General features: G+C 51.6%; 14 protein-coding genes and 1 riboswitch. Of the genes, 8 read left to right on the forward strand and 6 right to left on the reverse strand.

Annotated elements, in window-relative coordinates; translation table 11 throughout:
• Nucleotide 1 precedes the first annotated feature (1 nt).
• The 4 genes from artQ to yegS all read left to right on the forward strand — a co-directional run bounded on the left by artQ (nt 2) and on the right by yegS (nt 3,408).
• Nucleotides 2-718: an arginine ABC transporter permease ArtQ gene (gene artQ / locus OGX94_RS18620; protein WP_003027301.1), complete on the forward strand. Its 717-nt coding sequence runs from the start codon at nt 2-4 to the stop codon at nt 716-718.
• Entirely contained in the window at nt 718-1,386 is a 669-nt protein-coding gene (artM, locus tag OGX94_RS18625; protein WP_003834415.1) for an arginine ABC transporter permease ArtM, read from the forward strand. The genes artQ and artM overlap by 1 nt, the downstream gene beginning before the upstream one ends.
• A 261-nt stretch (nt 1,387-1,647) precedes the next feature.
• On the forward strand, nt 1,648-2,379 hold the full coding sequence (artJ, locus tag OGX94_RS18630; RefSeq protein ID WP_003027308.1) for an arginine ABC transporter substrate-binding protein ArtJ: 732 nt from the start codon (nt 1,648-1,650) through the stop codon (nt 2,377-2,379).
• 129 nt (nt 2,380-2,508) lie between these two features.
• Complete coding sequence (gene yegS, locus OGX94_RS18635; RefSeq protein WP_257661820.1) at nt 2,509-3,408, forward strand: lipid kinase YegS; 900 nt, start codon at nt 2,509-2,511, stop codon at nt 3,406-3,408.
• A 20-nt stretch (nt 3,409-3,428) separates the two neighbouring features.
• On the opposite strand, the gene fbaB is transcribed toward yegS, so the two are convergent.
• Entirely contained in the window at nt 3,429-4,481 is a 1,053-nt protein-coding gene (fbaB, locus tag OGX94_RS18640; protein WP_003834421.1) for a class I fructose-bisphosphate aldolase, read from the reverse strand.
• Nucleotides 4,482-4,733: 252 nt separating this feature from the next.
• Between fbaB and OGX94_RS18645 the strand changes: the two genes are divergently transcribed.
• Genes OGX94_RS18645 through OGX94_RS18655 form a run of 3 tightly spaced genes read left to right on the forward strand, consistent with a single transcriptional unit; the run spans nt 4,734 to nt 7,974 of the window.
• Nucleotides 4,734-6,011 carry a nucleoside permease gene (locus OGX94_RS18645; protein WP_197385700.1) on the forward strand — a complete coding sequence of 426 codons (1,278 nt, stop codon included), beginning with the start codon at nt 4,734-4,736 and terminating at the stop codon, nt 6,009-6,011.
• A complete protein-coding gene (locus tag OGX94_RS18650; protein WP_193134211.1) occupies nt 6,008-7,012 on the forward strand; it encodes an ADP-ribosylglycohydrolase family protein in 1,005 nt (334 codons plus the stop codon). The genes OGX94_RS18645 and OGX94_RS18650 overlap by 4 nt, the downstream gene beginning before the upstream one ends.
• Entirely contained in the window at nt 7,009-7,974 is a 966-nt protein-coding gene (locus OGX94_RS18655) for a PfkB family carbohydrate kinase (protein WP_197385699.1), read from the forward strand. Before OGX94_RS18650 ends, OGX94_RS18655 begins: the two co-directional genes overlap by 4 nt.
• Here OGX94_RS18655 and OGX94_RS18660 read toward each other — a convergent pair.
• From OGX94_RS18660 to thiM, 3 genes are read right to left on the reverse strand one after another with little or no spacing between them, the layout of a single operon-like run.
• Complete coding sequence (locus OGX94_RS18660) at nt 7,948-8,694, reverse strand: GntR family transcriptional regulator (protein ID WP_003834430.1); 747 nt, start codon at nt 8,692-8,694, stop codon at nt 7,948-7,950. The two genes, OGX94_RS18655 and OGX94_RS18660, sit on opposite strands and share 27 nt — an antisense overlap.
• Nucleotides 8,695-8,736: 42 nt before the next feature.
• On the reverse strand, nt 8,737-9,537 hold the full coding sequence (gene thiD / locus OGX94_RS18665) for a bifunctional hydroxymethylpyrimidine kinase/phosphomethylpyrimidine kinase (RefSeq protein ID WP_191222364.1): 801 nt from the start codon (nt 9,535-9,537) through the stop codon (nt 8,737-8,739).
• Nucleotides 9,534-10,322, reverse strand: coding sequence for a hydroxyethylthiazole kinase (gene thiM / locus OGX94_RS18670; RefSeq protein ID WP_164562597.1), 789 nt, complete (start codon nt 10,320-10,322; stop codon nt 9,534-9,536). Before thiM ends, thiD begins: the two co-directional genes overlap by 4 nt.
• 31 nt (nt 10,323-10,353) lie before the next feature.
• Nucleotides 10,354-10,449: riboswitch (TPP riboswitch) on the reverse strand.
• Between the two features lie 234 nt (nt 10,450-10,683).
• Here thiM and OGX94_RS18675 point away from each other — a divergent pair.
• Nucleotides 10,684-11,016 carry an RcnB family protein gene (locus OGX94_RS18675; protein ID WP_003834436.1) on the forward strand — a complete coding sequence of 111 codons (333 nt, stop codon included), beginning with the start codon at nt 10,684-10,686 and terminating at the stop codon, nt 11,014-11,016.
• Nucleotides 11,017-11,067: 51 nt separating this feature from the next.
• On the opposite strand, the gene OGX94_RS18680 is transcribed toward OGX94_RS18675, so the two are convergent.
• Both OGX94_RS18680 and OGX94_RS18685 read right to left on the reverse strand, forming a co-directional pair.
• Nucleotides 11,068-12,114 carry a fimbrial protein gene (locus OGX94_RS18680; RefSeq protein ID WP_125112579.1) on the reverse strand — a complete coding sequence of 349 codons (1,047 nt, stop codon included), beginning with the start codon at nt 12,112-12,114 and terminating at the stop codon, nt 11,068-11,070.
• Between the two features lie 9 nt (nt 12,115-12,123).
• The coding region (locus tag OGX94_RS18685) for a fimbria/pilus outer membrane usher protein (RefSeq protein ID WP_286569738.1) at nt 12,124-12,952 on the reverse strand (829 nt) is incomplete at its 5' end.

The following is a 12,952-nucleotide window of genomic DNA, read 5'->3' on the forward strand; positions in this document are numbered from 1 at the left end:
GATGAATGAATTTTTTCCTTTAGCAAGCGCCGCCGGGATGACCGTCGGCCTTGCCGTTTGTGCGCTGATCATTGGCCTTGCACTCGCCATGTTTTTTGCCGTCTGGGAGTCAGTAAAATGGCGCCCGGTGGCATGGGCGGGCTCGGCCCTGGTCACCATCCTGCGCGGTCTGCCAGAAATCCTGGTGGTTCTGTTTATCTATTTCGGTTCCTCACAATTGCTGCTGACGCTGGCCGATGGCTTTACGATCAATCTCGGGTTTGTACAAATCCCGGTTCAGATGCAGATCGAAAACTTCGACGTCAGCCCGTTCCTGTGCGGTGTCATTGCACTGTCATTATTGTACGCCGCTTACGCGTCGCAAACGCTGCGTGGCGCGCTGAAGGCCGTGCCACTCGGACAATGGGAATCAGGTCAGGCGTTGGGTTTGTCTAAAGCCGCGATCTTCTTTCGTCTGGTGATGCCGCAGATGTGGCGTCATGCCTTACCGGGACTGGGTAACCAGTGGCTGGTATTGCTGAAAGATACCGCGCTGGTCAGCCTTATCAGCGTGAACGATCTGATGTTGCAAACCAAGAGTATTGCCACCCGCACCCAGGAGCCGTTTACCTGGTACATTGTGGCGGCCGCTATTTACCTGGTGATTACGCTGGTGAGTCAGTACATTCTCAAACGCATTGACCTGCGCGCGACACGTTTTGAGCGGAGACCAGGCTGATGCTTGATTATTTACCTGAATTGTTGAAAGGGCTGCATACCAGCCTGACGCTGACGGTCGCCTCCATCGTGGTTGCTCTGGTGCTGGCGCTAATCTTCACCGTCATCCTGACGCTGAAAACGCCGGTGCTGGTGTGGCTGGTACGCGCGTATATCACGCTGTTTACCGGTACACCGCTGCTGGTGCAAATCTTCCTGATCTACTACGGACCTGGACAGTTTCCGGCATTGCAAGAATATCCGGTACTGTGGCATCTGCTCTCTGAACCCTGGTTATGCGCCTTAATTGCGCTGTCGTTAAACAGTGCGGCCTACACTACGCAACTGTTCTACGGCGCTATTCGTGCAATCCCGGAAGGCCAGTGGCAGTCCTGCGGAGCGTTAGGGATGAGCAAAAAGGATACGCTGGCGATTTTGTTGCCGTATGCCTTTAAACGCGCCCTCTCCTCGTATTCCAACGAAGTGGTGCTGGTATTTAAAAGTACCTCACTGGCTTACACCATCACGCTGATGGAAGTCATGGGTTATAGCCAACTGCTGTACGGTCGTACTTATGACGTTATGGTCTTCGGTGCCGCGGGTGTGATTTACCTGATCGTCAACGGCTTGCTGACGCTGATGATGCGCTTAATCGAACGTAAAGCGCTGGCGTTTGAACACCGGAATTAAGCATATGCCTGATGGCGCTACGCTTATCAGGCCTACGGTTCATGCACCTTTTGTAGGCCGGATAAGGTGCTAGCACCGCCATCCAGCAAATGTGCATAAGTAAAAAACATAAAGACGGACAACAACCTAAATTGTCCGTCTTTTTTCATACCAATAAAAATACTTAATCATTTTTATTGCATATAAATTCATTAAATGGCATTGTTACTCCACGCCGCAGACACGGTAATAATCATAAGATTGACAGACGGGAGTTCCACCATGAAAAAGTTAGTACTGGCCGCATTACTTGCTACTTTCGCCGCTGGCGCCTCAGCAGCTGATAAAATTAGTTTCGGTGTATCAGCCACATATCCGCCATTTGAATCACTGGACGCAAGCAATAAAATTGTCGGTTTTGACATCGACCTGGCAACGGCGCTGTGCAAACAAATGCAGGCAGAATGTACTTTCACCAATCACGCTTTCGACAGCCTGATCCCCGCGCTGAAATTCAAGAAATATGATGCGGTAATTTCCGGAATGGATATCACACCTGAGCGTAGCAAGCAGGTTGCATTTACTCAGCCTTACTATGCCAACTCCGCGCTGGTGATTGCGAAAAAAGACACCTATAAAACCTTTGCCGACCTGAAAGGTAAGCGCATCGGTATGGAAAACGGCACCACCCATCAGAAATACCTGCAGGATAAACATCCTGAGGTGAAAACCGTGGCCTACGACAGCTATCAGAATGCGATTATTGACCTGAAAAATGGCCGTATTGATGGTGTATTTGGTGATACTGCTGTGGTTAACGAATGGCTAAAAACCAACCCACAGTTAGGCGTAGCCACTGACAAAGTTACCGATCCGCAATACTTCGGTACTGGTCTTGGCATCGCGGTTCGCCCGGATAACAAAGCCCTGCTGGAAAAACTGAACAGCGCGCTGGCGGCAATCAAAGCTGACGGCACCTACCAGAAAATCAGCGATCAGTGGTTCCCGCAGTAACATCCCCAATCTGAAAAGCCGCGCTCTGCGGCTTTTTTTATCTCTTCGCCTGCGCTTTCAGTCAGTTCTTACGCCATAAACGCTTTCCTGGCATACACTTGTTAAAACGAAAAAAAGTGAGGCAAACGGATGATAGCGTTCCCTGCCAGTTTACTGATCCTCAATGGAAAAAGTGCTGATAATCTCCCCCTGCGTGATGCCATCGCGAAGCTTCGTGATGAAGGCGTGGAAATCCATGTTCGCGTGACCTGGGAAAAAGGCGATGCCCAACGCTACGTTGATGAAGCTCGTCAGCTAGGCGTTGAAACGGTAATAGCCGGCGGCGGCGACGGCACAATAAACGAAGTTTCGACGGCGCTTATCCAGTCGCAGGGCGGCAATATTCCGGCGCTGGGTATTTTACCGTTGGGAACGGCGAATGACTTTGCCACCAGCGTTGGTATACCCGACGACCTTGATAAGGCGTTAAAGCTGGCTATTGCCGCAAATGCGACTGAGATCGACATGGTACAGGTCAACGATAAAACCTGTTTTATCAACATGGCGACTGGCGGATTTGGCACGCGTATCACCACCGAAACACCGGAAAAACTCAAGGCCGCACTGGGCGGTGTATCGTATTTTATTCACGGATTAATGTGCATGGATACGCTCAAGCCCGACATCTGTGACATTCGTGGGGAAGATTTTCACTGGCAGGGTAAGGCGCTGGTGATTGGTATCGGTAACGGTCGCCAGGCTGGTGGTGGGCAACAGCTTTGCCCAACGGCGCTAATCAACGACGGTCTGCTGCAACTGCGCATTTTTACCGGCGAGGAACTACTGCCAGGGCTGCTTTCGGCATTAACGCAATCCGAAGACAACCCTAATATTATTGACGGCGCATCGTCGTGGTTTGATATCCGCGCCCCGCACGAAATTACCTTTAATCTCGATGGCGAACCGCTCAGCGGACAAGAGTTTCATATTGAAATCTTGCCCGCTGCGCTACGTTGCAGACTCCCGCCGGGTTGTCCACTGTTGCGCTAACCCGACGACAATCCGAGGGATCAGGCAATAGTGACTTTGCTGTCCAGATAAACGTCCTGTACGGCGTTAATCAACTTAACGCCGTCGGCCATGGTTTTCTTGAACGCTTTACGCCCCAGAATCAGCCCCATGCCGCCCGCACGTTTGTTAATCACCGCTGTACGCACTGCATCGCTCAGGTCGGTGTCGCCGCCGGCCGCCCCGCCAGAGTTAATTAATCCGGCGCGCCCCATATAACAGTTCGCCAGTTGATAACGCACCAGGTCAATTGGATTCTCACTGGTCAACTTGGTGTAAACGCGATCGTCGGTGTAGCCAAAATTAACCGCTTTATACCCGCCGTTATTTTCCGCCATTTTTTGCTTAACGATATCCGCTCCGATAGTGGCAGCCAGATGGTTAGCCTGCCCGGTAAGATCGGCGGAAACATGGTAATCCACGCCATCTTTTTTAAACGCGGAGTTACGCAGATACGCCCACAGCACGGTAACCATACCCAACTCATGGGCGCGCTCAAACGCTGCTGAAATCTCCTCAATCTGGCGGCGAGATTCCTCAGAACCGAAATATATGGTTGCCCCTACCGCAACCGCACCCATATTGAACGCCTGCTCTACGCTGGCATACAGCGTCTGGTCAAAGGTATTCGGATAGCTGAGCGTTTCATTGTGGTTAATTTTAACGAGGAACGGGATGCGGTGCGCGTAGCGGCGGGAGACAGAAGCCAGCACACCGTAAGTCGATGCCACGCAGTTGCACCCTGCTTCGATAGCCAACTCCACAATATTCTTCGGATCAAAGTACAGCGGGTTAGCGGCAAACGAAGCCCCAGCAGAATGCTCTACCCCCTGATCCACCGGTAGGATCGACAGATACCCTGTCCCGGCAAGTCGCCCCGTGTTATACAGCGTCTGCATATTACGCAGAACGGCAGGCGGCCGATTGTTATCCACCATTACGCGATCGACGTAATCATGTCCAGGCAGGTAAAGTTGGTCAGAAGGAATGGTCATACAACGATGCTGTAAAAGGCTGTCGGCATCTTTGCCAAGCAACTGCGCAATATCAGTCATAGCTATGCTCCCGTAAGTTCCGGTTTAAAACCGGAATATGGATTGTCCTGACCCGCCTTTTTGCGGGCAGCATTAAGCCTGGTACCGACTGCGCTTTTTTTCCATCTTTAGCGCACTTTTCAGCAACTTCTGCTGGCTCGATTCAGGAAAAAATAATGTTAAGACGGTCAAAGTTTAATCTAAAAGGTATTTTAAAGGTATTATTGAATGGTACTATCAGCGCGTACCTTATCTGTCATGAAGGATTTAAAGATGAAAACTACAGTTAAGCTGTCGTTCATGATGTTTGTAGAGTGGTTTATCTGGGGCGCCTGGTTTGTACCACTGTGGCTGTGGCTGAGTAAAAGTGGCTTTAGTGCCGGAGAGATAGGCTGGTCCTACGCCTGCACCGCCATTGCGGCGATCCTGTCGCCCATTCTGGTCGGTTCAATCACTGATCGCTTTTTCTCCGCGCAAAAAGTACTGGCGGTGTTGATGTTCGTCGGCGCTATTCTGATGTACTTCGCCGCCCAGCAAACCACCTTCAGCGGATTCTTCCCGCTGTTACTGGCCTATTCGTTGACCTATATGCCGACGATTGCGCTGACCAACAGTATTGCTTTTGCCAACGTACCGGATGTTGAACGTGATTTCCCGCGCATCCGCGTGATGGGCACCATTGGCTGGATTGCCTCCGGTTTGGCCTGCGGTTTCTTACCGCAAATGCTTGGCTATAACGACATCTCACCCACCAATATTCCCCTGCTTATCACTGCCGGAAGCTCCGCATTGTTAGGTGTTTTTGCCTTCTTTTTACCGGATACGCCGCCAAAAAGTACCGGCAAAATGGATTTCAAAGTTATGCTGGGTCTGGATGCGCTGATCCTGCTGCGCGATAAGAACTTCCTCGTCTTCTTCTTTTGCTCTTTCCTGTTTGCGATGCCACTGGCGTTCTATTACATCTTCGCCAACGGCTATCTGACAGAAGTCGGAATGAAAAACGCCACCGGCTGGATGACGCTGGGCCAGTTCTCTGAAATCTTCTTCATGCTGGCGCTACCGTTTTTCACCAAACGCTTTGGTATTAAAAAGGTGTTGTTGCTTGGTCTTATTACTGCGGCGATCCGCTACGGATTTTTCGTTTACGGCGGTGCGGAAGAATATTTCACTTACGCCCTGCTGTTTCTCGGCATTCTGCTGCACGGCGTCAGTTACGACTTCTATTACGTCACGGCTTACATCTATGTCGATAAAAAAGCGCCGGTCCAAATGCGCACCGCAGCGCAAGGGCTTATCACCCTCTGCTGTCAGGGATTCGGCAGCCTGCTCGGGTACCGTCTGGGCGGCGTGATGATGGAAAAAATGTTTGCTTATCAGGAGCCCGTTAATGGTCTCACCTTTAACTGGGCTGGCATGTGGGGATTTGGCGCGGTCATGATTGCCATCATTGCCGTGTTGTTCATGATTTTCTTTCGCGAATCAGACAAAGAAATCACCGCCATTAAGGTGGACGATCGCGATATAGCGTTGAAACAAGGGGAAGTAAAATGAAAGCAGAACGTATTCTCGGTGCTCTTTATGGGCAGGCGTTAGGGGATGCGATGGGCATGCCGTCGGAACTGTGGCCAAGAACCCGGGTAAAAGCACACTTCGGTTGGATCGACCGTTTTTTGCCCGGCCCTGCGGAAAATAATGCCGCCTGCTATTTTAACCAGGCGGAGTTCACTGATGACACGTCCATGGCACTGTGTCTGGCAGATGCCCTGCTTGAGTGCGACGGCGAAATTGTGCCTGACGTTATTGGTCGCAATATTCTGGCCTGGGCCGAGCAGTTTGATGCTTTTAATAAAAACGTGCTCGGCCCGACCTCGAAAATTGCGTTAAAAGCCATTCGTGACGGTAAACCGGTCGCCGAACTGGAAAACAACGGCGTGACCAACGGTGCGGCAATGCGCGTTTCCCCGCTGGGATGCCTGCTGCCCGCTCGCAATCTTGATGCCTTTATCGATGATGTGGCATTGGCCTCCAGCCCGACGCATAAATCGGATCTGGCTATCGCGGGTGCTGTTGTCGTCGCGTGGGCGGTATCGCGCGCCATCGACGGAGGGACATGGCCGGAGATTGTCGACGCGCTACCTGCCATTGCCCTGCATGCGCAGCAAAAACGAATCACTACTTTTAGCGCATCGCTTTGTGCACGCCTTGAACTGGCGCTGAAAATCGTGCGTAACGCCGATGGCGTAGAGTCCGCCAGCGAGCAGCTGTATCAGGTTGTAGGTGCCGGAACCAGCACCATTGAGTCCGTGCCTTGCGCCATCGCCATGGTTGAACTGGCGCAGACCGATCCAAACCGCTGCGCCATTCTGTGCGCGAACCTCGGCGGCGATACCGACACCATCGGGGCGATGGCAACCGCCATTTGTGGTGCATTACACGGCGTGAGCGCGATCAACCCAGCATTGAAGCAGGAGTTGGATGCGGTTAATCAGTTGGACTTTACCCGCTACGCCAGTGGGTTAATGCGACTGCGTGAGCAGCGGGAGGCGCTATGAGCAACACGCATCTGCAACAACTTCTCTCGCAGTTACGTACACGGCGGCCAGTAACGGTGGTGGGTGCGGCGGTGATTGATGTCATTGCCGATGCGTATGCCCTCCCCTGGCGCGGCTGTGACATCGAGCTCAAGCAGCAAAGTGTTAACGTTGGCGGCTGCGCACTCAATATCGCCGTCACGCTTAAGCGTTTAGGTATCGATGCCTGCAATGCTCTACCGCTGGGTCAGGGAGTGTGGGCCGACATTATCCGCAACCGGATGGCAAAAGAGGGACTGCACAGCCGGATCGACAATGCCGAAGGCGATAACGGCTGGTGTCTGGCGCTGGTGGAGCCGGATGGCGAGCGTACCTTTATGTCTTTTAGCGGCGTTGAGAATCAGTGGAATGCCGCCTGGCTGGCACAGCTGGATATCCCGCGTCATAGCCTGGTGTATCTTTCGGGTTATCAGCTAGCGTCCCCGTGCGGTGAATTGCTGGTGCAGTGGCTGGAAGGTCTGGAAGAGGTGACACCGTTTATCGATTTTGGCCCGCGCATCGGCGACATTCCTGAGCCTTTACTGGCACGAATTATGGCCTGCCGTCCGCTGGTGTCACTTAATCGTCAGGAGGCGGAAATTGCTGCCGAGCGGTTTGCATTGAGTCAGGATGTGGAAGGTTTTGGCGCAGAATGGGTGCAGCGTTTCACCGCACCGGTGGTCGTGCGTCACGATAAAGACGGCGCATGGTATTTCAGCGCACAGACATCCGGCTGCGTACCGGCATTTGCAACGGCGGTCGTTGATACCATTGGCGCAGGTGACAGCCACGCTGGCGGCATGCTGGCTGGGCTGGCGGCTGGCTGGACGCTGGCCGACTCAGTGCTGTTAGGTAACGCGGTGGCGTCCTGGGTAGTTGGGCATCGCGGCGGCGATTGCGCCCCGTCGCGCGAGGAACTACTCCTCGCACACAAAGACGTATAGATCGCTACGACAGTAACTGATGCTGTATTCAATAGGCCGTTGCTGCTGGTCAAGCGCTACCTGCTTGATCACCAGTACCGGCACTTTGCTATCCATTTGAATGTGCGCCTGGAACTCTGCATCCGGCATTCTGGCGCTAACGCGTGAGCGCGTACGCTGTGGGAAAATATGCTGGCTACGAAAATAGTCATACAGCGAAACACCAATGGCATCCACGTCATGAATTAGATGTGCGGGTACCCAGGACTCTTCAATAGAAACGGCATCTTCATCAACGTAGCGAATACGCTTGAGCAGGAAGACCTCACTCCCCACGGCGACAGCCAACTGCTGGGCCACCTCTTCCGGACAAGGCACAATGCGCTTGTTGACCCACAACGTATCCGGTTTTTTACCGCGCAACACCACCTGCTGAGAAAAACCGCGCGCTTCTTTGAGCGAGTACTCGAAGATATTGTTGATTTGCGTTCCGTAACCGCGGGCACGTGTTACTACACCTTCTTCTTCCAGGGCCTGCATCGCCTTGCGTACCGTAATCCGAGAAACGCCGGTCAACTGGCTGAGGTCGCGCTCGCCGGGCAGGATATTGCCGTGCTCCAGGATCCCACTGCGCACAGCATTCTTTACCGTCTGCGCAAATTTCATATACAGCGGCGTGTTATCCGCCGCTGAAATACGTTCATTCAGTTGTGCGATAAGCTGGGTATGCGCTTGTTCCATTTATCTTTTTCCTGGCCGCCGTTTCTGCAGCCAGTATACCCATTACCACCACGCGTGGAAATGATGGACCGGACCAATTCCCTGGCCAACTTCCAGCGTGTCGGCCTGCGCCAGCGCCGCTGAAAGCCACAGTTTGGCTTCCTGTACGGTATCGGCCCAGTTGTTATGGCGCGGACGCAGGGCTGCCAACGCCGCCGATAGCGTACAACCGGTGCCATGGGTATTTTTGGTCATCACCCTTGGTGCGGTAAAACGCTGCTCACCATCGCGAGTAAAGAGCCAGTCGGGGCTTTGTGCATCATCCAGATGACCGCCCTTCATCAACACCGCCTCGCAGCCCAACGCCCGTAGCGCCCTTCCCTGCTCTAACATCTCCTGCTCAGTCTGCGCATGCGATGCCCCGAGCAGTGCAGCAGCTTCGGGTAAATTAGGAGTGATAATCGAAACCTGCGGCAGCAAACGGGTACGCAGCGTTTCTACCGCCGAGGGCGACAGCAACGGATCGCCGCTTTTCGCCAACATCACCGTGTCCAGCACCACATTTTGTACCCGATGGCGACGTAAACGTTCGGCGACAGCTTCGACAATGTCCGTCTCCGCCAACATACCGATTTTAGTCGTATCAATACGCACATCACTCAACACCGAATCCAGCTGCGCGGCGACAAAATCAGGTTCAATACGATACACCGACTGCACCCCGCGCGTATTTTGCGCCACCAACGCCGTGATAACCGAACAGCCGTAAGCGCCCAGCGCCGAGAAGGTTTTTAAATCAGCCTGAATACCCGCGCCACCGCTTGGGTCGGTTCCGGCGATCGTTAATGCGTTAATCCGTTTCATGCTTGCTCCTGGGCGTTCAGGTTATAGAGGGCGTCGAGAAATGCCGGGACAAAGCTACCCGGTCCGTTTGATTGCTCGGTGGCTATTTGCCCGGCCTGTTTCATCCAACTACAGGCGGAGGCGACGTTATCAAGTCGGTCACCACGCAAGGCACAACTGGCCGCAACAACCGCTGAAAGAGCGCATCCAGTGCCCACCACGCGAGTCATCAACGGGTCACCGCCGTCAACGCGGACGGTACGCTGACCATCGGTGACGTAATCCACTTCGCCGGTAACCACGACAATAGTCCCAACCTGACGAGCCAGCGCCTGCGCTGCCGGAAGCGCAGCAACAGCCGTATCGGTTGTATCCACGCCGCGTCCACCACCGTTCATGCCGGCCAGAGCAAGTATTTCCGAAGCGTTGCCACGAATAGCAGCAGGCTGTAGTGACAATAATTCCAGGCAGAAGTGACGGCGAAACTCAAGCGCACCTACGGCAACGGGATCGAGCGTCCACGGGGTTTTAGCATGATGAGTCTGCTTAACTGCGGCACGCATCGCCGCGGCCCGTTCCCGAGTTAAGGTGCCGACATTAACCAGCAATGCACTGGCAATAGCGGCGAATTGGCTGGCTTCCTCAGGCTCGATCACCATCGCAGGCGATGCGCCCAGCGCCAGTAATGTATTGGCAGTAAAACTTTGCACGACCTCATTGGTCATACAGTGTGTGAGCGGGGATAAGGTTCTAAATTGGTGCAAAGTGTGAGCCGCGAGTGCGCGGCTGTGCAGGTCAGGCTGCATGGTTCAGCTCCTGCCCGCGCGAAGAAGGGACACGAGCAGTGTCAGACTTCCCTACGCTGGCATTATCCAGATCAGGTGGTACGGGTATTTCTCAGCCTTCACCAGAAGGGCACCCCGAGTCGTTGAAACACAAACGTAATATGCTGGTTTCAGTAACAGGATACTGCCTGTGCTTAACGATGTAAATTGGCGCACTCCCCACTCCCGCAGTGAAACTACTGGTCAAGGTTGCTGCAATTCTGTACTTTCATTTACACTTTTTACGAAATGACTGGAGTGATCACAAAATAGTGCTTGTCAGACATCCGGTATGCCAGGAATGATACATGACTGATTTTGATGACCCGAAGAGGTAGAGAGGATGGGTATGAAGAATAAAATGTTGCTGGGTGCACTTCTGCTTGCAAGCAGCGTCGTCTGGGCCGCACCAGCTGCAACAGCTGCCCCCACCGGTATCGATAAGTATGAACTGAGCAGCTTTATTGCTGACTTCACCCATTTCAAACCCGGTGACAAGGTTCCACCACTGTATCTCACCGAAGAATACACCATTAAACAGTGGAATCTGCGCAATCTGCCCGCGCCGACGGCAGGCACCCACTGGACCTACATGGGCGGCGCGTATGTGCTGGTCAATGATGCCGATGCGAAGATCATTAAAGCCTACGATGGCGAGATTTTTTATCATCGGTGAAAAAAAACGCACTCGCTCTGATGAGGGAGTGCGTAAAATACCATAGCATGATCAATCATAATCGATAACAATTTTTACACGGCTTAGTACCTGCCCGGCTTTAAATATCTTATTTCCATAAGGAGTATATTTATATTTCAGCGGTATAATCGTATTTCTGGCCACGTTTTCTTTTAAATCTCCCCATGCTATCAGACCATAACGGTTATTGCTTAAATTCACTACAGAACCATCTTTTATTAACTCAAAGCCAATATTTCCCGCGCTATCACTATTCGTATATTCATTAGGCAAAACATTACCTACAGCATTATCAGAAACGAATCTGTAATGAACAGATCTTGTGGCATAGGCCACAGTTTGGTCACAATCAATTTTTACTTCGGCATCAGCATCATGCGCAAGCCCTTTACTTACATCTCCGTAACTTATGCTGCTAACTTTAACGGTAGTATCATTAAAAGAACATGTGGTTGGAGTGTAATTAAACTTAACTCTTATATTTTGTTTTAAATTATAAGAATTCGATCCAGGACTTTCATTAAAACGCACATGATCTTTAAGAGTCACTGTATCCCCTATGTTTTTTGTTTCAGATGAAACAGGTTTATTTTTCGTTAATCTGTATTTAATTGCATAGGTTACCTTAGAATTAAGATCATCTCTTGGGAAATTAAAATAATAACGAGCAAAACCATAAAGACTATTCTCAACGCTATAAGAACCGAGTAAACTATTAACAGACAGCTGAACTTCAACATATACACCATCATTATTTCCAGTTGTTAATATCTGATAGTATTCAGAGGTGCCAGATTCTTGACTTCTGGCTGTTAACTTATAAAGTGAGCCTGGGTTAGACATTCCAAAATCACAATGATAGGTACTATTTCCTCCCGTAAAATTAAGAGGAATGTCTTCTGTTGATTGAAATGAATTAAGAGAGGCATCATTCAAATCCAACTCAATCACGTCACTTTCAGCTGTTGCACCAGTAGTACTTGGATTAAAATCCAAAAATTTAAATGAAACCGGAAAACAATTGCAGAATACTGAACTTGACATCATAACCAAAATTAATCCCAGGATAAATCTCATATCTCCTCCTCACCGACAAATATAAATTTTACTTTCATCAATCGTTTTACCAAAGGAGATTGAGCATGAAAGTCCCTGTTGTTTATCCACTGCGACTTTAATTTCCGGCGGCGCACTGTCGGTACGAATAAAGAGCTGGCTTCCCTGACCTACCACACCGATATTGTGTCCATGAATATCCTCTACTTCGTAACCAAACGTCAGCGGTGAACCATCAGGACGCAACGCCCGGATATACCAGGGTTTGCGTTGGTCGGTATCAAACCTTGTCAGCACTACCGCTCCGCGGTACGGGGCGGCGCTGCGGCGGTTGCCTTGCAGGTCGGTTTCACTATTGGTGTTAGACACATCCAGCGTCAGGTGGTTTTCACGATACGGCGTTAAACCGTCGTAGACCACCACGCCATTACGGTTGGTGGTACGGTATTTCTGCCCGTTCACATACGCTCCTTCCAGACCCGGCGCATGCATCACGGCAAACGTTTCCGACAGTCGGTTGGCTAAATTCACGCCACCAGACCAGGCCACAAGGCCACCCGAAATGCTGCCGCCAGCTTGCGTATATTTAGACGACTGGCTGTAGCTGCCGTTAAGCGTAGCAACTGGCGCATTCCACGTCAGATTGCCGCCCGCTGTTGTCTCGCTGTCCTGCCGTTGATGACTGAGATTCACCCCATAGTTAAACTGATCGCGACTGCCTGCGGTACCGGAAAGCCCGGTATTGTTAGACGCAAAACCATCATCATCAAAAGTCGTTGAGTTAGGGAAGGTGCGAATAAGCAGGTCATTTCTTCCCAAGCTGACTCGCTGATTAAAATTTCGCGGATCTGGGCCGATT

The sequence above is a fragment of the Citrobacter sp. Cpo037 genome (assembly GCF_030332945.1).
Lineage (GTDB): Bacteria > Pseudomonadota > Gammaproteobacteria > Enterobacterales > Enterobacteriaceae > Citrobacter > Citrobacter portucalensis.